20 protein-coding genes are annotated in these 21,164 nt (G+C 67.1%); 8 read left to right on the top strand and 12 right to left on the bottom strand.

The genetic code is table 11. From position 1 onward, the window contains the following. Nucleotides 1–13: 13 nt before the first annotated feature. Entirely contained in the window at nt 14–751 is a 738-nt protein-coding gene (locus tag ASF63_RS03775; protein ID WP_056509729.1) for a class I SAM-dependent methyltransferase, read from the bottom strand. Nucleotides 752–820: 69 nt separating this feature from the next. On the opposite strand from ASF63_RS03775, the gene ASF63_RS03770 reads away from it, so the two are divergent. Continuing rightward, nucleotides 821–1,414 carry a histidine phosphatase family protein gene (locus ASF63_RS03770; protein WP_235560682.1) on the top strand — a complete coding sequence of 198 codons (594 nt, stop codon included), beginning with the start codon at nt 821–823 and terminating at the stop codon, nt 1,412–1,414. Here the strand turns inward: ASF63_RS03770 and trmD are convergent. The 4 genes from trmD to rpsP are packed head-to-tail and all read right to left on the bottom strand — an operon-like array spanning nt 1,411 to nt 3,431. Next, nucleotides 1,411–2,136 carry a tRNA (guanosine(37)-N1)-methyltransferase TrmD gene (trmD, locus tag ASF63_RS03765; protein ID WP_056510223.1) on the bottom strand — a complete coding sequence of 242 codons (726 nt, stop codon included), beginning with the start codon at nt 2,134–2,136 and terminating at the stop codon, nt 1,411–1,413. The genes ASF63_RS03770 and trmD overlap by 4 nt on opposite strands. A gap of 19 nt (nt 2,137–2,155) precedes the next feature. Beyond that, nucleotides 2,156–2,758 carry a ribosome maturation factor RimM gene (gene rimM, locus ASF63_RS03760; protein WP_056509727.1) on the bottom strand — a complete coding sequence of 201 codons (603 nt, stop codon included), beginning with the start codon at nt 2,756–2,758 and terminating at the stop codon, nt 2,156–2,158. A gap of 1 nt (nt 2,759) precedes the next feature. After that, nucleotides 2,760–2,990, bottom strand: coding sequence for an RNA-binding protein (locus ASF63_RS03755; RefSeq protein WP_056307930.1), 231 nt, complete (start codon nt 2,988–2,990; stop codon nt 2,760–2,762). 6 nt (nt 2,991–2,996) lie between these two features. Further along, nucleotides 2,997–3,431, bottom strand: coding sequence for a 30S ribosomal protein S16 (gene rpsP / locus ASF63_RS03750; RefSeq protein ID WP_056307932.1), 435 nt, complete (start codon nt 3,429–3,431; stop codon nt 2,997–2,999). A 209-nt stretch (nt 3,432–3,640) separates the two neighbouring features. Between rpsP and ASF63_RS03745 the strand changes: the two genes are divergently transcribed. Continuing rightward, nucleotides 3,641–4,792 carry a glutamate--cysteine ligase gene (locus tag ASF63_RS03745; protein WP_056510221.1) on the top strand — a complete coding sequence of 384 codons (1,152 nt, stop codon included), beginning with the start codon at nt 3,641–3,643 and terminating at the stop codon, nt 4,790–4,792. Nucleotides 4,793–4,794: 2 nt separating this feature from the next. Here ASF63_RS03745 and ASF63_RS03740 read toward each other — a convergent pair whose 3' ends face one another. Next, nucleotides 4,795–5,694 (bottom strand): sugar-binding transcriptional regulator, encoded by a 900-nt coding sequence (locus tag ASF63_RS03740; protein WP_235560697.1) that lies wholly within the window; start codon nt 5,692–5,694, stop codon nt 4,795–4,797. Nucleotides 5,695–5,866: 172 nt separating this feature from the next. On the opposite strand from ASF63_RS03740, the gene ASF63_RS03735 reads away from it, so the two are divergent. From ASF63_RS03735 to glpK, 3 genes are all read left to right on the top strand, one after another. Further along, the gene (locus ASF63_RS03735; protein ID WP_056509725.1) at nt 5,867–7,579 is read left to right on the top strand and encodes a glycerol-3-phosphate dehydrogenase/oxidase; all 1,713 of its coding nucleotides are present in this window, start codon (nt 5,867–5,869) and stop codon (nt 7,577–7,579) included. Nucleotides 7,580–7,671: 92 nt separating this feature from the next. Beyond that, nucleotides 7,672–8,424 carry an MIP/aquaporin family protein gene (locus ASF63_RS03730; protein ID WP_056509723.1) on the top strand — a complete coding sequence of 251 codons (753 nt, stop codon included), beginning with the start codon at nt 7,672–7,674 and terminating at the stop codon, nt 8,422–8,424. A 29-nt stretch (nt 8,425–8,453) separates the two neighbouring features. After that, nucleotides 8,454–9,968, top strand: a complete 1,515-nt coding sequence (gene glpK / locus ASF63_RS03725; protein WP_056509721.1) for a glycerol kinase GlpK — start codon at nt 8,454–8,456, stop codon at nt 9,966–9,968. A gap of 2 nt (nt 9,969–9,970) precedes the next feature. Here glpK and ASF63_RS03720 read toward each other — a convergent pair whose 3' ends face one another. Continuing rightward, nucleotides 9,971–10,906 (bottom strand): LysR substrate-binding domain-containing protein, encoded by a 936-nt coding sequence (locus ASF63_RS03720; RefSeq protein ID WP_056509719.1) that lies wholly within the window; start codon nt 10,904–10,906, stop codon nt 9,971–9,973. 78 nt (nt 10,907–10,984) lie between these two features. Here ASF63_RS03720 and ASF63_RS03715 point away from each other — a divergent pair, with 78 nt between their 5' ends. Beyond that, on the top strand, nt 10,985–11,896 hold the full coding sequence (locus ASF63_RS03715) for an EamA family transporter (RefSeq protein WP_056509716.1): 912 nt from the start codon (nt 10,985–10,987) through the stop codon (nt 11,894–11,896). A 6-nt stretch (nt 11,897–11,902) separates the two neighbouring features. Here ASF63_RS03715 and ffh read toward each other — a convergent pair whose 3' ends face one another. Together ffh and ASF63_RS03705 are read right to left on the bottom strand one after the other, a co-directional pair. After that, nucleotides 11,903–13,456 (bottom strand): signal recognition particle protein, encoded by a 1,554-nt coding sequence (gene ffh / locus ASF63_RS03710; protein WP_056509713.1) that lies wholly within the window; start codon nt 13,454–13,456, stop codon nt 11,903–11,905. Between the two features lie 78 nt (nt 13,457–13,534). Beyond that, entirely contained in the window at nt 13,535–14,131 is a 597-nt protein-coding gene (locus ASF63_RS03705; protein WP_056510217.1) for a TetR/AcrR family transcriptional regulator, read from the bottom strand. A 96-nt stretch (nt 14,132–14,227) separates the two neighbouring features. Here ASF63_RS03705 and lipB point away from each other — a divergent pair, with 96 nt between their 5' ends. Next, on the top strand, nt 14,228–14,881 hold the full coding sequence (gene lipB, locus ASF63_RS03700) for a lipoyl(octanoyl) transferase LipB (RefSeq protein WP_056510216.1): 654 nt from the start codon (nt 14,228–14,230) through the stop codon (nt 14,879–14,881). Beyond that, entirely contained in the window at nt 14,878–15,867 is a 990-nt protein-coding gene (gene lipA / locus ASF63_RS03695) for a lipoyl synthase (RefSeq protein ID WP_056509711.1), read from the top strand. Before lipB ends, lipA begins: the two co-directional genes overlap by 4 nt. Nucleotides 15,868–15,889: 22 nt before the next feature. On the opposite strand, the gene ASF63_RS03690 is transcribed toward lipA, so the two are convergent. The 3 genes from ASF63_RS03690 to smc all read right to left on the bottom strand — a co-directional run bounded on the left by ASF63_RS03690 (nt 15,890) and on the right by smc (nt 20,949). Next, nucleotides 15,890–16,390 (bottom strand): DUF2004 domain-containing protein, encoded by a 501-nt coding sequence (locus tag ASF63_RS03690; RefSeq protein WP_056307950.1) that lies wholly within the window; start codon nt 16,388–16,390, stop codon nt 15,890–15,892. 44 nt (nt 16,391–16,434) lie between these two features. After that, on the bottom strand, nt 16,435–17,307 hold the full coding sequence (gene ftsY / locus ASF63_RS03685) for a signal recognition particle-docking protein FtsY (protein WP_056509708.1): 873 nt from the start codon (nt 17,305–17,307) through the stop codon (nt 16,435–16,437). Between the two features lie 96 nt (nt 17,308–17,403). Continuing rightward, on the bottom strand, nt 17,404–20,949 hold the full coding sequence (gene smc, locus ASF63_RS03680) for a chromosome segregation protein SMC (RefSeq protein ID WP_056509706.1): 3,546 nt from the start codon (nt 20,947–20,949) through the stop codon (nt 17,404–17,406). Between the last annotated feature and the right edge of the window lie 215 nt (nt 20,950–21,164).

The raw sequence follows: 21,164 nt of genomic DNA, 5'->3' as shown, positions 1-21,164 counted from the left end.
GCTCGCCCTCGGATCAGGCGCGTCGGTAGACGAACACGTCCGTCACGATGGGCAGGTCGAAGTCGTCGCGACCGCGCGTTTCGGAGTCGGCGTCCAGGACGGCCTCGATCGCGGCGAACATGTCCGCGCGTTCGTCGTCGTCCGCCACGATGAAGCTGCTCACCGTCGACCATCGCCCCAAGTAGTCCTCCCGTCGGATCCGCTCCGTCCAGTGGATCTGCTCGTATCGGACGTGGACGAAGCCTGGCAGCTCGTCCGCGGCTGAGCTCGTCGTGCCGTCCTCCTCCGCCACCGCGGGGTGCGCGATGCGATGCGCCGCTCTGTCCCAGGTGCTCGTGGGGTCGGAGTGGTTCCAGATCAGTCCGAGGGCGCCGCCGGGCACGAGTACTCGAGCGATCTCCGCACACGCGGGCTCGCGATCGAACCAGTGGAAGGCCTGCGCGACGGACACGACGTCCACGCCGCCGTCAGCAACCGGAATCCGCTCGGCGCTTCCCTGCAGCGCCTCCACTGCCGGAAGCTTGACCCGCAGCACGTCGAGCATCGCCGACGACGGTTCGACCGCGATGACGCGCTCGGCTCGCCCCTGGAGCAGTTCCGTGAACTTACCGGTGCCGGCCCCGAGGTCGAGCGCAGAGCGCACAGGCGCCTGCATCATCAGGTCGGCCGCGGCCTGTGGGAATCCCGGGCGGTAGCGGTCGTAATCCGCTCCGATGCGTTCGAAAGACTTCGCGAGAACCTCGTCGACCATGCTCCGACGGTATCAGCCGACGGCGGGATCACTCCGCCGCGATCGAGGCGGCTGTGCCATCCTGAGTCCATGATTCCGCAGGATCGCCACGTGCCGGAGCACCTGTTCCTGGTGCGACACGGCCAGACGCGGTGGAATCTCGAACATCGTCTGCAGGGGCAGCTGGACTCGCCGCTGACAGAAGACGGCATCCTGCAGGCGAAGAACGTCGCCGAGCGCCTCACCGGCCGCGGGATCACGACGGTCTGTTCTAGCCCTCTCGGTCGGGCGCTCAGGACGGCTGTCATCATCGCCGATCGCCTCGGCGCCGATCTCGTCGAGGTTCCAGAACTCGCAGAGGTACACCACGGCGGCATGGCGGGTATGACCTGGGACGAGATCGATCGACGGTTTCCCACCGCGCGTGAGGAACGCGCAGCGAACCGCTATGGATGGGCCTTCCCCGGCGGCGAGAGCTACGCGCAGGCGCGGGCGCGAGCACGCCGGGCTTTGTCGTCGTGCGGATGGGCGACGGCCGGCATCCCACTCCTTGTGAGCCACGAGATGCTCGGAAGGATGCTCCGGGCCGACCTCCGAGGCCTGGATGCGGCGACGGCCCTGTCGCTCCGGCATCCGCATGATGTCGTGTTCGAGATCGACCACGGCAGAGAGACGATGCTCTAGGCGTCGTCTTCCGGCAGCAGGTCGGGACGACGGCGACGCGTGCGCTCGAGCTGTTGCTCGCGCCGCCACGAGGCGATGACCGCGTGATTGCCGCTCAGCAGCACGTCGGGTACCGAGCGATCACGCCAGACGGAGGGCTTCGTGTACGACGGGTACTCGAGCAGGCCGTCCTCGTGGGATTCCTCGACCAGGCTCTCGGGATTGCCGACCACTCCGGGGATGAGGCGGCCGATGGCCTCGATCATCGCCATCGTCGCCACCTCTCCGCCGTTGAGGACGTAGTCGCCCAGGCTGATGAGACGGACCTCGCCCAGCGACGCCGCGTACTCGAAGACCCGCTCGTCGATGCCCTCGTACCGTCCGCAGCCGAAGATCAGGTGATCGCGCGTGCTCAGGTCGCGTGCAGTGGCCTGAGTGAAGACCTCACCGGCCGGCGAGGGGAAGATTATCGTGGGTCGCGTCTGCGTCACCTCGGTGCCCGTCGCCTCGGCGCTGGATGACGCGAGCTCGTCGAGCGCGAGGCCCCAGGGTTCGGGCTTCATGACCATTCCGGCGCCGCCGCCGTAAGGGGTGTCGTCGACGGTGCGGTGACGATCGGACGTCCACTCGCGCAGATCACGCACTCGGAGATCGAGGATGCCTGCGCTCTGCGCCTTCCCGAGGAGCGAGAGCGTCAGTCCATCGAAGTACGACGGGAAGATGGAGAGGACGTCGATGCGCACGGAGGAACCGTACCAGCGGTCACGCGGATGCGTCGGAGTCCGAGGACTCTCCCGCATCCGCTGTGTCTGTCGTGTCCGGAAGCTCTTCGAAGAGGCCGGGAGGCGGAGTCACGGTGACACGCCCCGCCCTCACGTCGACGGTCGGGACGATCGCCTGGACGAACGGCACCATGATGTCCTGATCGCCGGATCGGACGATGAGCAGATCCTGCGCGGGGAAGTGCTCTACGCGCACGACCTTGCCGACGACGATCTCATCGCGGACGACATCGAGACCGACGAGCTGGTGGTCGAACCATGCGTCGTCCTCGACCTCGTCATCGTCCTGATCGATCCAGAGGATCGCGCGGACGAGGGTCTCGGCACCCTCACGATCGTCGACGTCCTCGAGGAACACGACCGGGTTGCCGTTCATCACGCGGTATTCGCGGACGACGACTGTCTTGCCATGCCACGGAGATGCCTCGGGCACCTGCAACGTGAACTCGGCTCCCGGAGTGAAACGGCGCTCCGGGTTGTCGGTGTAGAGCTCCAGCTTGAGCGCGCCCTTGAGGCCATGGGCCTTGACGAGACGCCCTACGCGCAGCTGATTCTTGCCCTGGTTGCGATCTTTCGACACCACGTCAGTCGTCCGCGACGTCGACGCGGACGCGACGCCCATCAGCCAGCGCCGAGATGAGCGTACGCAGTGCCTTGGCGGTGCGGCCGCCGCGCCCGATCACGCGTCCACGATCATCGGGGTGCACACGCACCTCGAGGAGATCGCCTCTCGGCGAGGTGGACGAGTTGATACGCACATCCTCCGGGTGATCGACGATCCCCTTGACGATGTGTTCGAGCGCGGCGGCGAGCACGACGGATTACTCCGAGTCGGCGGCGGGAGCCTCAGCGGCCTCCGCGTCGGCCTTGGCGGGAGCCTCCTCTGCGGGAGCCTCCACCTTCTTCTCGGCCTTGGGCTTGACGACGGACTTCTTGGACGCGTCGATCTCGAACGGAACCTTGGGCTCCTTGACCTTGAGCGTGGACTTTGCGTCCTTGTCGCCCTTGAACTTGCCCCAGTCGCCCGTGATCTTGAGAAGGGCGGCGACCTGCTCGGTCGGCTGCGCACCGACGGAGAGCCAGTACTGCGCACGCTCGGAGTCGATCTCGATGAACGAGGGCTCCTCGGTGGGGTGGTACTTGCCGATCTCCTCGATCACGCGACCATCGCGCTTGGTCTTCGAGTCGGCGACGACGATGCGGTAGTACGGCGCACGGATCTTGCCCAGGCGCTTGAGACGAATCTTGACAGCCACGATTCTCCTGAATTGTGTGGAAGTTGACGAACCGATCGCCTGGAGAGTGGGGTGCACACCCGGCGGAAGCTCAAAGAGGGAGGACGAATGCTGGATAGAGGGTCGAGCACGTCGTCCGACCTTCTATTCTGCCAGATCCGCGGCCCAGGAGCGAAACGCGACGACACGGCGGTTGCCGTGTCGTCCACAGCGCGTGTCAGACTGTGCTCGTGAAGCTCGATTTCGCGCCCTCGGCGCGCTCCACCGTCGGCCTGGAGTGGGAGATCATGCTCGCCGATCCGGTGAGTGGTGATCTGGTCGGTCGTGCGCCCGAGCTGCTCTCAGCACTCGAGGTCGAGAGCGAGGATGAGCGGCACACCGTGACCGGCGAGCTGCTCACCAACACCATCGAGGTCACCAGCGGGATCGGCGACTCCGTCGCGCACGCCGTCGACGACATCGCCAATGCGATCGCAGCCGTGCGAACCGCGACCGACCCTGCGGGCATCGAACTGCTCTCTGCCGGGAGTCACCCGTTCGCCCAGTGGTACGACCAGCAGGTGACCGACAAGACGCGGTATCACACCCTCATCGAGCGGACCCAATGGTGGGGCCGGAACATGATGATCTGGGGCATCCACGTGCACATCGGGGTCGAGGACCAGCGCAAGGTGATCCCGATCATCAACGCCCTGTCTGGCTACCTCCCTCATCTCCAGGCGTTGGCAGCGTCGAGTCCGTTCTGGGCCGGGGAGCGCACCGGGTATGCCTCGAACCGCGCACTCGTCTTCCAGCAGCTGCCCACCGCCGGACTCCCCTGGCCGCTTCAGGACTGGTCCGAGTACGAGGCCTACCTCGACGACATGGTCCGCACCGGTGTCATGGCCGATGCCACGGAGGTGCGGTGGGACATCCGCCCGGCTCCGCGCTGGGGCACGATCGAGATCCGCGCATGCGACGGACTCTCCACTCTTCCGGAGCTCGCCGCCGTCGCGGCTCTGGTCCAGGTTCTCGTGGAGCACCTCTCACGAGAGCTGGACGAGGGCCGGACCCTGCCGCAGATGCCGGCCTGGTACCACCGCGAGAACAAGTGGCGTGCGGCGCGCTACGGCCTGGATGCTCGCGTGATCGTGGATGCCGCGGGCACGCAGCGCCCTGTCCGCGACCATCTCGCGCAGGTGATCGAAGACCTGGCCCCGGTCGCCGTGGAGCTCGGCTGCGTGCGCGAGTTCGGGAGCATCGGGACCATCCTGAACGACGGTGCCAGCTACGAGCGTCAGTTGACCATCGCGAATGCGACCGGTGGAGATCTGGGTGCCGTCGTGCAGCATCTGATCCGCGAGTTCCGCTCCGGCCCCGAGGCGTCGACGGAAGAGGGCTGAGCTCAGTCCTCGACGAGCCGCCGTGCCAGGCCCTCGTCGAGGACCACATCGGTGATGAGCTCGGCGGCGATCGCCGCGCGAAGGCTCACGAGCTTGGGCACGCCCGAAACCACGCACACGCGCCTGGGCACACGGCGCAGCCTGTCGAGTCCTGGCCCGGTCGCCCGCGCGTTCACCCGGATGTCCCTCCATGACCCGTCCGCCCGGAAGAACACCGTCGCCACGTCGCCGATCGCGTGATCCTCACGCAGGCTCCGGTAGTCGTCCCGGCCGAGGTAGCCGCCGACGTAGACCCGACTGGGAACCTCCGCGGCGGGCGAGCCGAGGCTGAACACAGCGATGTCCATCTTGGATTGCAGATCCAGCACACGCCGTGTGCTGCGTTCCCGCCACATCGCCTCACGCGTCGAGGGGTCATCGAAGAACGCCGGCACCGGGAACTGCTGCACCTGCGCACCGAACGCGCTGCCGAAGCGCTGCAGGATGTCGCTCGAGTACTCCACACCGCTGGTCTGCGTGTTGCCCGCGCCGTTGAGCTGCACGAATGTCGTGTTGTGCGTCTCCTTCTGCGTGAGACCGCGACTGACAGCACTGATCGTCGAGCCCCAGGCGACGCCGACGATCATGTTCGAGTCGACGAACTGCGACAGCAGCCGCCCGGCGGTCAGCGCGACGCGCTCGAGTCGCTCCACCTCGCTGACGATCTCCGGAATCGGCACGACGTGCGCGACCACGCGGTAGCGGTCCCTGATGTGCTGTTCCAGCATCCCGAGGCGTTCCAGCGGGGAGTTGATGCGGATGTCCACGAGGCCGCTCTCCCTGGCGAAGCTGAGAAGACGCGATACCGACGACCTCGAGGTCTTCAGCTCCTGCGCGATGACCTCCATCGTCTTGTCCTGCATGTAGTAGAGCTGGGCGGCGGTGAGCGCCGCGACCAGCTTCGAATCCCGAGATACTGCATCTGAATGGGTCACGACGACCTCCTCGCCTCGATCTTTGCACATATGTGCAACCGGCTTGCGCGCACTGGCCAGAAGGGTCGAAGCTGGGGGCACGCACAGAGAAGGGTCGAAGATGATCGAGTCGACACACTCATCACCGGAACGCGCCGAAGTCCGCGCGGTCCGTGAATCGGGACGCACGACCGTCCTTGTCATCGGAGCGGGGATCAATGGCATCTCCACATTCCGTGACCTCGCACTGCAGGGCGTGGACGTCCTGCTCGTCGAACGCGGAGACTTCGCCTCCGGCGCGTCGGCGGCGTCGAGCCACATGATCCACGGCGGCATCCGCTACCTCGAGAACGGCGAGTTCCGACTGGTCCGCGAGTCCGTCGAAGAGCGCAACGGTCTGCTCAAGATCGCACCTCACTACGTGAAGCCGCTCGAGACGACGATCCCGATCTACTCGACCTTCTCGGGCATCCTGTCCGCTCCCCTGCGCTTCCTCACACACAAGAGCGGCAAGCCCCAGGAGCGCGGCGCGTTCCTGATCAAGGTCGGCCTCACGATCTACGACACGTTCTCGCGCGACGGCGGCATGGTCCCCCGCCACCGGTTCCTCGGTCGCAAGCGCTCGCTGGCCGAGCTCCCCTCCCTCGACCCGAACATCAAGTACACCGCGACGTACTACGACGCCTCCATGCACGACCCCGAGCGTCTCGCGCTCGACGTCCTGCAGGACGGACGCGCCGCGCATCCGGGCGGTGCCATCGCCCTGAACTACGTCGAGGCCGTCGCACGCGACGGTGCCAACGTCGTGCTCCGCGACCGCGAGAGCGGCACCGAGTTCACCGTCGCGGCCGACGTCGTCGTCAACGCCTCCGGCCCCTGGACCGACCTCACGAACGACGCCCTCGGCACCGACACCCGTTTCATGGGCGGCACCAAGGGCTCGCACATCGTGCTCGACCACCCCGAACTGCTCGAGGCGACCCGTGGACGCGAGATCTTCTTCGAGCACTCCGACGGCCGCATCGTGCTGATCTACCCGCTCAAGGGACGCGTTCTCGTCGGCACGACCGACATCGACGCCGACCCGCGCGAGGTCCCGGTCTGCACGGAGGAGGAGATCGACTACTTCTTCGACCTCATCCACCACGTCTTCCCGCAGATCGATGTGACACGCGAGCAGATCGTCTACAACTTCTCCGGCATCCGTCCCCTTCCCCGCCACGAGGACACGGCTCCCGGGTTCGTCTCTCGCGACTACCGCATCGAGGTCGACGAGAAGGGTGCAGCGCCCCTCGTCAGCCTGGTCGGCGGCAAGTGGACGACCTTCCGCGCCCTCGGAGAGTCGCTCTCCGACGTCGTGCTCGGTCTGATCGGCCGAACCCGCACCGTGTCGACGGCCGGGCGCGCGATCGGCGGAGGCCGCGACTTCCCGCGCACCGAGAAGGCCCGTCGCATCTGGATCCAGGAGAACCTTCCCGGAGCCGGTGAGCGCGCCGAGCGCCTGCTCGCCCGTTACGGCACCCGCGCAGCGCAGGTGTGGGAGTACATCGAACAGGGCGACGACGCTCCCCTCGCCGGTGGCGACCTCTCAACGCGCGAGCTCGCCTGGATGGTGGAGAACGAGATGGTCGCGCGCCTGCAGGATGTCATCCTGCGTCGCACCAGCATCGCATTCACCGGACACGCCGACGCGGATGTGCTCGAAGAGCTTGCCGACGCACTGGCACCTCTGCTCGACTGGGATCGTGCGCGACACGACGCCGAGCTGGATCAGACGCGCACTCTGCTGAACGAGCGACATGGACTGAAGATCTCGTCCCGCACACGCGGCTGACGAGACATCCGAACACCGCCCTCCACGCGGTGTAACTCCCAACAAGTGCCAGGGCTAAGGGGCCCTGGCACTCAAGAAAGGTCAATGAAGACATGACTGATGTGAATCTCGGTCTCTACTTCCTCTCGGAGTTCGTCGGCACAGCGATGCTGATCCTCCTCGGATGTGGTGTGGTCGCCAACGTCGCCCTCGCGAAGAACAAGGGCTTCGGCGGCGGCTTCCTGATGGTCAACTGGGGATGGGGTCTCGCGGTCTTCGTGGGTGTCCTCGCCTCCGCATACTCCGGCGCGATCCTGAACCCGGCCGTCGGCATCGGCCTCCTGGTCGCCGGCAAGATCGACTTCTCGCAGTTCGCCGTTGCGACCGGTGCCGAGCTCCTCGGAGCGATCGTGGGTGCGATCCTCACCTGGCTCGCCTACAAGCAGCACTTCGACGAGGAGCCGGAAGCGGCGAACAAGCTCGGTGTGTTCTCGACCGGCCCCGCGATCCGCTCGTACGGCTGGAACCTCGTCACCGAGGTCATCGGCACGTTCGTGCTCGTCTTCGCGGTCTTCGCCTTTGCGGACTACGGCGTCGCCGACATCGGAACCCCCGGAGGCCTCGGACCGCTCAGCGCGCTCCCGGTCGCCCTGGTCGTCGTCGCCATTGGTGCTTCCCTCGGTGGACCGACCGGCTACGCGATCAACCCTGCACGTGACCTCGGCCCGCGTATCGCCCACGCCATCCTGCCGATCAAGGGCAAGGGTTCCAGCGACTGGTCCTACTCGTGGGTCCCGGTCGTGGGCCCGCTCATCGGTGGTGTCCTCGCCGCCGTCGCCGCACCCGTCCTGCTGAACCTCGCCTGAACCAGAACCTGACTTCAAAGGAGAACACAATGGCCGACTACATCATCGCCATCGATCAGGGCACCACCTCCAGCCGCGCGATCATCTTCGACAAGAAGGGCAGCATCGTCGCGACCGGTCAGAAGGAGCACGAGCAGATCCTGCCGAAGGCCGGTTGGGTCGAGCACGACCCCGCCGAGATCTGGCGCAACGTCCAGGAGGTCATCGGACTCGCCCTGAGCCGCGCCGACCTGACGCGTCACGACATCGCCGCCGTCGGCATCACCAACCAGCGTGAGACCGCCGTGGTCTGGGACAAGACGACCGGCAAGGCGGTATACAACGCCATCGTCTGGCAGGACACCCGCACGCAGGAGATCGTCGACCGCCTCGCGGCGGACGGCGGCGTCGAGCGGTTCAAGCCCGTCGTGGGCCTCCCCCTCGCGACCTACTTCTCAGGCACCAAGATCGCGTGGATCCTCGAGAACGTCGAGGGTGCGCGCGAGAAGGCCGAGGCGGGCGACCTCGTCTTCGGCACGACCGACAGCTGGGTGCTGTGGAACCTCACGGGTGGTGTCGACGGCGGCGTCCATGTGACCGACGTCACCAACGCCTCGCGCACCATGTTCATGGATCTCGAGACGCTCGAGTGGCGCGACGACATCCTCGAGGCTTTCGGCGTGCCGCGCTCGATGATGCCGGAGATCCGTTCCTCGTCCGAGGTGTACGGTGCTGCCGAAGACTCGTCGCTGCTGCGCGAGACGCCGATCGCAGGCATCCTGGGCGACCAGCAGGCCGCGACGTTCGGCCAGGCCGCCTTCAACCAGGGTGAGAGCAAGAACACCTACGGCACCGGTTGCTTCCTCATCTTCAACACGGGCGAGGAGATCGTCCACTCGAAGAACGGGCTGCTCACCACCGTCGGCTACAAGCTCGGCGACGGACCGACGCACTACGCTCTCGAGGGCTCGATCGCCGTCACCGGTTCGCTGATCCAGTGGCTCCGCGACCAGCTCGGGATCATCAGCTCCGCTCCCGAGGTCGAAGAGCTCGCCAAGCAGGTCGACGACAACGGCGGCGTGTACATCGTCCCCGCGTTCTCGGGTCTGTTCGCTCCGTACTGGCGTCCTGACGCACGCGGTGCGATCGTCGGTCTCACCCGCTACGCGAACAAGAACCACATCGCTCGCGCGGCGCTCGAGGCAGTCGCCTTCCAGACCCGCGACGTGCTCGACGCGGTCAACGCCGATGCAGGCGTCGACCTCACCGAGCTCAAGGTCGACGGCGGCATGGTCGCGAACGACGCGCTGATGCAGTTCCAGGCTGACGTCCTGGGCGTCCCGGTGGTTCGTCCGGTCGTCGCCGAGACCACGGCACTCGGTGCCGCGTACGCCGCAGGGCTCGCCGTGGGTTTCTGGAACGGTCTGGACGACCTGTCCGCCAACTGGCAGGAGGACCGCCGCTGGGAGCCCTCGATGGAGGACGCCGAGCGCGACCGCCAGCTGCGCCTGTGGCGCAAGGCCGTCAGCAAGTCGATGGACTGGGTCGACGAGGACGTGAAGTGACCTCAGCGTTCTGAGGAGACGGGCCCGGAGGATTCCTCCGGGCCCGTTTCGTCTCCCCCGAAACCTGTCACGGAGTCGAGGACGCGAAGGAAGGCAGTCGCGACGCTGCGCGGCGCGCGGTCGTCCCACGCGACGTACTGGACTCGAACGGGCCCATCGGCCAGATCGACGGCGATCGCATCCGTGGCTGACGCGGCGATCACGCCCGGCGCGAGCAGGGCGACCGCGAGGCCCTCAGAGACGAGCCCGAGGAGCATCTCCGACGAGTCAGCCTCGAATGCCACATCGCGCGAGATGCCGGATGCCGCGAACGCCGCGTCTCCCTGGGCGCGACCCGACGTGCCTGCCGGGAAATCCGCGAAGACCTCGTCCGTGAGGTCCGCGAGCCGGACTCGTGTCCGACCTGAGAGACGATGCGTCGGGGGCATCGCGACGACCAGGCGCTCGCGACCGAGTTCCCGCGAGGAGACCCCTCTCGGCACGGCTTCCTCGCGGAGGCCCAGCAACGCGACATCGAGGTCGCCCCGCCGCACCGCGTCGGCGAGTGTGTCGCTGTTGCCGACGGAGAGCTCGACGCGAGCATCGGGATGCGCCTCGCGGAAGCGAGAGATGACCCGCGGCACCGAGACCGCACTCGCCGTGGGTATGACGCCGAGTCGGAGCCTGCCCACGACACGGCCGGAAGCCGCAGCCGCGGCCTCACGGGCGTCGTCGGCAGCCATCACCGCCATCTTCGCGTGAATCAGGAAGGCGTCCCCCGCCTCGGTGGTCCGGACGCTGCGGCTCGAGCGGACGAAGAGACGCTGTCCGAGCTCTCGCTCGAGAGCGGCTATCTGATGGCTGAGGGCGGACTGTGTGACGAAGCACCGTTCGGCCGCTCGAGTGAAGCTCGACGCGGATGCCACTTCGACGACGTACTTCAGCTGCTGGAGATCCACACTTCCATGATCTCCCTTCATGAAAGAGGTGACAACTATGCCTTGGACTCATCATGACCAACGGATCAGGCTGAAGACATGAATCGCATCTCCGTTCTGCTCCTCACGGCTCTTGCTCCCCTCTCCTGGGGCACCACCTACCTCGTGACGACAGAGCTGCTCCCCGCAGGCCATCCCCTTCTGGCAGGTCTTCTCCGCGCACTCCCCGCGGGTCTCGTCGCGCTCGCGATCGGCAGGACGCTCCCGTCCGGCGGCTGGTGGCTGAAGTCCCTGGTGCTCGGAAGTCTCAACATCGGGGCGTTCTTCCCCCTGCTCTTCCTGGCCGCCGAGCGGCTGCCCGGTGGGGTCGCCGCTGCCGTCGCGGGAGCACAGCCGATGATCCTCCTCGGCATGAGCGCGCTCGTTCTCCGCGACCGGATCCGCCCGCTCACCGCCGCCGCTGCCGTCGCGGGAACGGGCGGCGTCGCTCTCGTCGTGCTGGGTCCGGCCGCGCAGCTCGACGCCCTCGGGATCCTCGCGGCACTCGGAGGCGTGACCGCCACCGCTCTCGGAATGATCCTCACCAAGCGCTGGGGCCGCCCTGCAGGCGTCGGACCGGTCGCCTACGCGGGGTGGCAGCTGACCGCGGGCGGTCTCGTCCTCCTTCCGCTCACGCTGCTCCTCGAAGGTGTTCCTGCCACCATCGATGGCGGAGCGGTGCTCGGATACGTGTGGCTGGGCTCGGTGGGAGGACTGCTCGCCTACACGCTGTGGTTCCGAGGCATCCAGTTGCTGCCGGTCGTCGCCCCCGGGCTGCTCGCTCTGCTCTCCCCAGTGGTCGCGACGCTGTTGGGCACACTCGTGGCCGGCGAGTCGTTCACACCGCTTCAGGCGCTCGGAATCGCTCTGGTACTCGTCGCCCTCGTCGTGGGACAGCTGGCGGCACTCAGACCGCCGCGTCGGTCATCGACCCCTGCTCGGGAGCCAGCGCTCCCGGCATCCCGAACCTGACGACCGTCAGTTCTTGCCGAAGAGCTTCTGGATCTCGGCGAGGTCGGCCTCGCTGGGCGCCTTCGCCCCGCCCAGCCCGAATCCTGACCCGGTCGGGGTGGACGCGGTCGCGATCCCCGCATTCTCGGCCGCTCGCTTCGCCGGGTTGCCCGAGCGCGAGCCGCCAGACGACTTGCCCTTCTTGCCACGCTTCGACGAAGCCCCGGGCTTGCCCATGCCGGGCATCGATCCCATACCTGGGATGTTCGGGGTGCCACCGCGGGCGACCGTCTTCATCATCTTCGCGGCCTGGTCGAAGCGCTGCACGAGCTGGTTGACGTCGGTCACGGTCATACCGGAACCACGCGCGATGCGCAGACGGCGCGATCCGTTGAGGACCTTGGGGTTGCGGCGCTCGCCGGGGGTCATCGAGCGGATGATCGCCTCGGTGCGATCGATCTCCCGCTCGTCGAAGTCCTCGAGCTGCTGCTTCATCTGGCCCATGCCGGGGAGCATCCCCAGCATCTTCTTCATCGACCCCATCTTCTTCATCTGCTGAAGCTGGTCGAGGAAGTCCTCGAGCGTGAACTGCTCTGTGGCGAGCTTCTCGGCCATCTTGATGGCCTCGTCCTCGTCGAAGGCCTGCTGGGCCTGCTCGATGAGGGTGAGGATGTCGCCGAGGTCGAGGATCCGACTGGCCATCCGGTCGGGGTGGAAGGGTTCGAGATCTTCGAGGCGCTCTCCGGTCGACGCGAAGATGATGGGCCGACCGGTGACCGACGCCACAGACAGCGCGGCTCCACCGCGCGCGTCACCGTCGAGCTTCGACAGGACGACACCGGTGAAGTCGACGCCCTCCTGGAATGCCTTGGCCGTGTTGACCGCGTCCTGACCGATCATGGCGTCGATGACGAACAGGACCTCATCAGGGTCGGTCGCCTTGCGGATGTCGGACGCCTGCTTCATAAGCTCGGCGTCGACTCCGAGGCGACCGGCGGTGTCGATGATGACCACGTCGTGCTGCTGGCGGCGGGCGTACTCGACGCCGTCGCGGGAGACCTTGACCGGGTCGCCGACGCCGTTGCCCGGCTCGGGAGCATAGACGGTGGCGCCGGCCTGCTCAGCCACGACCTGGAGCTGATTGACGGCGTTCGGGCGCTGGAGGTCGGCGGCGACGAGGAGGGGCGTGTGCCCTTCGCCCTCCAGCTGCTTCGCGAGCTTGCCCGCGAACGTGGTCTTTCCCGAACCCTGGAGGCCGGCGAGCATGATCACGGTCGGCGCAGTCTTGGCGAACTGGAGTCGACGCTGCTCGCCGCCGAGGATCTGGACCAGCTCCTCGTTGACGATCTGCACGACCTGCTGCGCCGGGTTCAGCGCCTTGTTGACCTCGTCGCCGAGCGCACGCTCGCGCACCTTGGCGGTGAACTCCTTCACGACGGAGAGCGCGACGTCGGCGTCGAGCAGTGCGCGACGGATCTCGCGCACGGTGCCGTCGACATCGGCCGCAGTGAGCTTTCCCTTCGTGCGCAGATTGCGGAAGGTCTCGGTGAGCCGATCGGAGAGCGTGCCAAAGGTAGCCATGGTGAGACCGAGTTTACGCGAATCTCGCAGGTTCTCCGCGCTCTCGGCGCACTCAGGCGGTTTCGGCTGCACTGTCGATCAGGCGGGTGCGGAACCCCAGGGCAGCCGGTCGATCATGCGCACGGCGTCGGCGAACCTGTCTCCGACCGATCCGCGCCCCGCTCCGCCCTCCGCCCATGCCCGCACGGCGGCGATCACAGCGGCAGACCAGGTCGCAGCCACGATGTCGGCCGGAAGAGGAGCGACGCCCGATCGGCGTGCGAGATCCGCAAGCGCCGCCGCGAGTCGCGCCTGGCGCAGCGCGGCATCCTGTTCGAGCTCGTCGTCGAGTCCCATCGCCGAGGAATTCGTCATCGCGAGCGCGAGGCTGTCGGGAGCGAAGCCGTCGACGAGGCCGGTCAGGATTCGCCGGACCTCAGCCCCATCGCGATCGGCGGGCACCGTGACGAGGTCCTCGACCGCGCTCGAGATGCGGTCGTCCAGCCCGGACCACAGCACGTCGCTCTTGGACGAGAAGTAGTTGAAGAAGCTCGAGCGGCTCACACCCGCGCGCTGAGTGATGTCGGCGACGGATGTCGCGTCATACCCTCGCTCGAGGAACAGCTCGCAGGCAGCCTCGGCGAGGGTCTCTCGCGAAGACGCCTTGGGGCGCCCGGCTCGGCTCGTGCTGTTCATGCTCACACGCTACCGCGCGTCGCTGCGGCGCGCCCCGGATCACGAGGAGGAGTATTCTTAGACGCAATCCATTTATTGAATGAGAGCGACCTGATCATGCTCGACATCCTGACCCCCGGACTCGCTCCGGCCTACGTCCCCTATACGGACGGGTGGGATCTGCAGCGCCGCACCCACGCCGATGTGGTCGACGGCACGCGGCCGGACACCCTCATCCTCCTCGAACACGAAGCCGTGTACACCGCAGGCAAGCGCACGGAGCCCCAGGAGAGACCGCAGGACGGCACACCGGTGATCGACGTCGACCGCGGCGGCAAGATCACCTGGCACGGCCCGGGCCAGCTGGTCGGGTATCCGATAGTCCGGCTGCCGGAGCCGATGGACGTCGTCGCGCACGTCCGCCGACTCGAGCGCATCCTCATCGAGGTGCTTCGACCGCTCGGCGTCGACGGATACCAGGTCGATGGGCGCAGCGGCGTGTGGGTGCGCCGACCGCTCTCCGAAGACAAGGTCGCGGCCATCGGCGTTCGCGTGCAGCAGGGAGTCACGATGCACGGGTTCGCGATCAACTGCGACAACAGCCTGTCGGGATTCCGCGGCATCATCCCGTGCGGCATCACCGACGCCGGAGTGACGACCGTCAGCGAGGTCGTCGGCGCCGACGTCTCCCCCGCGGACATCGTCGACGCAGTCGCCGCCGCCTTCCTCACCGAATACTCGTCCGCCGACCACGCAGGAGTACCCGCATGACCGCCGCACCCGAGGGGCGCAAGCTCCTCCGCCTCGAGATCCGCAATGCCGAGACTCCCATCGAGCGCAAGCCCGAATGGATCAAGACGAAGGCGAAGATGGGGCCCGAGTACACGGCTCTGCACTCTCTCGTGAAGAGCGAGGATCTCCACACGGTCTGCCAGGAGGCCGGCTGTCCCAACATCTTCGAGTGCTGGGAGGACCGGGAGGCGACATTCCTCATCGGCGGCTCGCAATGCACTCGGCGTTGCGACTTCTGCCAGATCGACACCGGCAAGCCCGACGCCTACGACACCGACGAACCGCGACGTGTCGCCGAGAGCGTCGTGCGCATGAACCTGCGCTACGCCACGGTCACGAGCGTCGCGCGGGACGACCTGCCGGACACGGGCGCGTGGCTCAACGCCGAGACGGTCCGCAAGATCCACGAGCTCAACCCGAACACCGGCGTCGAACTGCTCGCCAACGAGCACAACGCCGACCCTGCTTTCCTCGGGCAGATCTTCGATGCCCGCCCCGAGGTGTTCGCCCACAACGTCGAGACCGTGCCCCGCATCTTCAAGCGCATCCGTCCGGCCTTCCGCTACGAGCGCTCGCTCGACGTGATCACGCAGGGACGGAACGCCGGACTCATCACCAAGTCGAACCTGATCCTCGGAATGGGCGAAGAGCCCGAAGAGGTCGTCCAGGCTCTCAACGACCTGCACGACGCAGGCTGCGACATCATCACGATCACGCAGTACCTGAGGCCGTCCCCTCGCCATCTCCCGGTCGCCCGCTGGGTCAAGCCGACGGAGTTCGTGGAGTTCAAGGAAGAGGCCGAACGGATCGGCTTCCTCGGCGTCCTCGCGGGGCCCCTTGTGCGCTCGTCCTACCGCGCAGGACGGCTCTGGGCGCAGTCGATGGTGTCGAAGGGGCGCGAGATCCCCGCGCACCTGGCCCACATCGCGGACAGCGCCGACCTCGGCTTCGCTCAGGCGGTCTGAACCGCCCCATCGGTCATGGGCGTCAGTCGGCGCTCATGACCGATTGCACGCTGCCGTCGGAACCGAGGTTCACGAGCAGCACATCATCGGTGGTGCCGGCGTCGAGCGCGTACTCGAGGACGGCGAAAGGCTCTGATCCTCCGTGCTCATCAGCCAGGATGGTCATACTCATGAGCCGCAGCGAGCGGATGATGTCGACGGCGGCGTCGCCGCTCACATCGACCAGGACGTCTTCGAGCTCGTCTCCGTAGGCCTCCTGCTGCTGCAGGATGTACTCGGTCACCTCGCTCGTGCGATCGTCGACCTCCGAGAGCATGCCACGCCGTGACGTCGCATCGACGTTCTCAAGCCCGGCGATGAGGGACGCCGCGATGTCGAGAGCGTCAGCGGAGACGTCGTCCTGGTCAGGAGCCGTGAGATCGACGGTGACGCTCTGGTCGCCGAGCTCCACCGTCTCAGACCAGAAGATCGAGCCGTCCGGTCCCGAGGACAGGAGTCCGAAGTAGTCGTGTTCGATCGCCATAACGCTATGAAACCAGCCTCGTGCTCGCGGCGGTAGTCCTGTACTCAGCCGACGAGCGACTGGACGAAGACATGGGGGGTGAATCCGGTGAGGTCGTCGATTCCTTCGCCCTGCCCGAGGAGCTTGACGGGGATGCCGGTGCGCTCCTGCACTGCCAGCACGAAGCCGCCCTTCGCGGAGCCGTCGAGCTTGGTCAGGACGAGGCCGGTGACCCCCGCGTGCTCGAGGAACGCCTCCGCCTGCATCACGCCGTTCTGGCCCGTTGTGGCGTCGAGGACGAGCAGCACCTCGCTGATCGGCGCCTGCTTCTCGATGACGCGGCGGATCTTGGTGAGCTCGTCCATCAGGCCGCCCTTGGTGTGCAGCCGGCCGGCCGTGTCGATGATCGCGATCTCGATGCCTTCACGCTGCGCGTATTCGATGGTCTGATACGCGACGGAGGCCGGATCCTGGCCTTCCTGCTGGGGGCGGACGATGGCCGCTCCCCCGCGCTGCGCCCACGTGGCGAGCTGGTCGACGGCGGCCGCACGGAACGTGTCAGCGGCTCCGACGACGACGCTGCGCTGGAAGCCGCGCAGGAACTTGGTGAACTTGCCGATGGTGGTGGTCTTGCCGACCCCGTTCACGCCGACGACCAGCACGACGGCGGGGCGTTCGGTGAGCTTCAGGGTCGTGTCGAACTTGGCGAAGTGCTCCTCGAGGGTCTCGCGAAGCATTCGCTGCAGGTCCTGCGGGTCGGTCGTGCGGAAACGCTCCACCTTCTCGCGGAGCTCGTCGACGACGCGCTCGCTGATGTCGGGGCCGAAGTCGGCGGTGATGAGCGCCGTCTCGAGGTCCTCCCACGTCGTCTCGTCGATCGTGGGCTTGACGAACATCCCGCGCAGCGCACGGGTGAGGGACCAGGACTTCTCCGCCATGACTCCAGCCTACGGGTAGCGCCTCGACCGCTTGCGGCCCACGCCTACGCTCTGAGCACAACTTCGGAGCTCTGCGGAGATTGCCCGCTTCTCGGTTCAGCGGGAGGCCGCGGCGCGGTCCCCGACACGCTGACCGACGACAGCGGATACGCCGTCCTGTCGCATCGAGACACCGTAGAGGGCGTCCGCGATCTCCATCGTGCGCTTCTGATGCGTGATCACGAGCAGTTGCGAACTCTCGCGGAGCTGCTCGAAGACAGTGAGCAGTCGGCCGAGATTCGCGTCGTCGAGCGCAGCCTCCACCTCGTCGAGGATGTAGAACGGGCTCGGACGGGCCTTGAAGATGGCGACCAGCAGGGCGACGGCCGCGAGCGAGCGCTCGCCACCAGAGAGCAGCGACAGACGCTCGATCTTCTTGCCGACGGGACGGACCGAGACCTCGATGCCCGTCGTGAGCATGTTGTCGGGATCGGTGAGCGAGATGCTTCCCGATCCACCGGGGAACAGCAACGGGAAGACCTCTCCGAAGGCGACCCTGGTGTCCTCGAACGCGCTCGCGAAGATCGTCTGCATGCGCTCGTCGAGGTCTGCGATGATCGTCAGCAGATCCTGCCGGGTCTGCGTCAGGTCGGCGAGCTGCTCGGTGAGGAACGCGTGACGCTGTTCGAGCGCCGCGAACTCCTCCAACGCCAGCGGGTTCACGCGTCCGAGCTGTGCGAGCTTGCGCTCGGCATCGGCGAGTCGGCGTTGCTGAATGCGTCGATCGAACGGGATCGCGGTGTCGTCTGCGAGCTCATCTTCGGTGTGCTCTACGCCAGGATCGCGGGGAACCAGCTGGTCGGGACCATATTCCGCAACGAGAATATCTTCGTCGAGCGCGAGCTCAGACGCGACCCGCTCGAGCAGGCTGTTGAGGTGGAGCTTCTTCTCGTGGATCTGCAGTTCGAGTCCGTGCACGCTCTCGGTGAGCCCGGCGAGCCTTTCTCGAAGAGAGGTCTCCTGCGCGCGCAGAGCGGTGAGTTCCTGGTTCTGTGCGGATCGCGCGGACTCTGCCTCGGCCAGGGCGACCCGCGCCTCGGTGACCGATCGGTCGATCGAGTCCAGGATGCGCGGAAGCTCATCGGCGACACCGGATGCCGCTTCTCGTTGTGCACGCCGGATCACCGCGCGGCGGGCGGCCTCGGCGGCCGCATCGCGCTCCTGTTCCCGTTGACGTTCGAGGCTCGCGACACGCGCCTGCGCAGCGCGCACCCGCTCGCGCAGCGTCTCGATCTCGAGTCGTGCTCGGACCTCACCCTCGCGTGCGACTTCGAGGGCGTCGAGCAGCCCGTCACGCGCCGATGCGTCCAGCACCGGTCGCGGCGCCGACACCGCAGCCTCGAGCCCGACCTTCGCTGCCTCGGCCTTCGTCTCAGCGTCCTCGACCGCGGACTGCGCCTGAACGAGGCCGGCTTCCAGACGCTCGCATTCGGCGACGGCGGACTCGTGCATCACCGTGATGCGGTTGACCTGCTCGGCGTGGCTCGCAAGGGCAGCGTCGTGTTCGCGAAGCGATCGAAGTGCATCCTTGGCGTTGCGGCGGGTGCTCTCGACGGCCTCGTTCGCATCCTCACGCGCTTCACGCAGCGAATCGACGATGACCTGCACCTCTGCGAGACGATCGTTCGCGGCATCGCGCTCGGCCGCGAGCTCGAGACGCGATCGCTCTCCTCCGGAGCCGGTGCGCAGCGTCTGGGCCGTGACCACATCGCCCCCGGTCGTGACGATCGTCGTCGTGGTATCGCCGATCGCGTCGAGAGCCTCGCGGGCTGTGCGCGCAGCGTCCAGCCCCTCGGCGATCAGGACGTGCGACAGGATCCCGAGCACTCCGTCGGGAGCGCTCACCGTGTCGATCGCGGGTGTCACTCCTTCGAGCGAGGGCAGATCGACATCGGGTCGCAGGGCACCGGCGACCACGAAGTCGACGACGCCCCTGCGCTGCTCCGCAGCCTCGTTCGCGAGAGCGAACGCATCGGACGCCCTGTCGACGAGCACTCCTTCAGCGAGAGAGCCGAGCACTGCCGCGATCGCTGCTTCGAACCCCGTTCTGACCTGGACGGAGTCACCGACGAGTCCCCGGATGCCTGCACCGCCGGTCTTCACGATCTCGGCCGCGCCGCCCGAGATCGCGAGCGCGCTTCCGAGTGCCGCCGACTTCGCCGTGAGCGAGTCGACCTCGCGCTCGGCCGCATGCAGTCGCTCGCGAAGCGTTTCGCGCTCGGTCTCCGCGGCTGTCGCCGCCCGCTGCGCGGTCTCGTATGCGGCCGAGTGCTCCGCCGCCGTACCCTCGGGGGCCTCGGCCTCATCGATCGACTCGAGTGCCTCAGCGGCCTCGCGGCGACGCGCGTTCGCGGCCTCGAGAGCGTTCTCCTGGCGCAGCACAGCGCCACGCACCGCGGCGAGGGCGGACGCTGCAGCATCGGCCGTCCCGCGGAGCGCGCTGAGCCGCATGTCGTACTCGGACACCAGGGCGCTCTGCTCGGCGATGTCCACATCGAGGGTGTCGAGTTCGGCTCGGGCGTTCACGACCTCGCGGCTCGCGACCGACGCCGCGTCCTGGGCGTCGCCGAGGCCGGCCGAGATCTCGGTGATCTCGTCCTTCGCCTCGTCGATCGTGCTCTGCGTCACCGTGACGGCGGTCACCGCCGCGTCGTCCTCTTCGGATCCGAGGAGCGCGAGCCGCTGGTTCGCGAGGGTGTAGAGCCCGCGCATCCGCTCCTGCACCTGCTCCAAGCCGAAGGCCACTCCCCTCGCCTGGTCGACGGCGACCGAGTTCTGGTCCTGCTCGAGGCGCGCGATGCTCCCGCGCACCGCCTCCGCCTGGTCCGACAGCACCAGACGCTCCGTGTGCCGTTCATGCTCGGTGCGCGTGTGATCGGCGAGAGCAGTGCGAAGCGCCACGACGTCGTCGGCGAAGATTCGCGCCTTGGCGTCGCGAACCACCGCCGCGATGGTCTGCGCTTCGCGCGCGATCTCGGCCTGTCTGCCGAGCGGCTTCAGCTGACGCCGGATCTCTCCGGCGAGGTCGCTCAGACGTGTGAGATTCGTCTCCATCGCATCGAGCTTGCGGAGGGTCTTCTCCTTGCGGCGCCGGTGCTTGAGGATTCCGGCCGCCTCCTCGATGAAGCCCCGACGGTCCTCCGGCGATGCCTGGAGCACGGTGTCGAGACGTCCCTGACCGACGATGACGTGCATCTCGCGACCGAGTCCTGAGTCGCTGAGCAGCTCCTGCAGATCGAGCAGTCGACAGTTCTCTCCGTTGATCGCGTACTCGCTCGCCCCGTTGCGGAACAGCGTCCTGCTGATCGTCACCTCGGCGAACTCGATGGGCAGCGCCCCGTCACTGTTGTCGATCGTGAGCTGCACCTCTGCGCGGCCGAGCGGTCCTCTGGTCGAGGTACCGGCGAAGATGACGTCTTCCATCTTGCCGCCGCGGAGGGTCTTGGCGCCCTGTTCGCCCATGACCCATGCCAGGGCGTCGACGACGTTGGACTTGCCCGACCCGTTGGGTCCGACGATGCAGGTGACACCCGGTTCGAACACGAAACTCGTGGGCTGCGCGAAGGACTTGAACCCCTTGAGGGTCAGGCTCTTCAGGTGCATGCGCGTGCCGCGCTTCGGGGGTGAATCACGCCCATACGCTACCGGAATGACGGCTCAGAACCGGCATCCCGCGCGGGTCCCGATCGAACCGGGACAGGGCGCGACACGCCGATCCACGCCGAAGGTGCTTGACGGACACGCCCGGGCTTCGCTACCGTAACCTCCGGATCGCCACACGAAAGGAGGTTACCGATGATGATCACACTCAACGCACA

This window comes from Microbacterium sp. Leaf320, assembly GCF_001423485.1.
Classification (GTDB): Bacteria; Actinomycetota; Actinomycetes; order Actinomycetales; family Microbacteriaceae; genus Microbacterium.
This window is presented reverse-complemented; position numbering and strand designations above follow the sequence as displayed.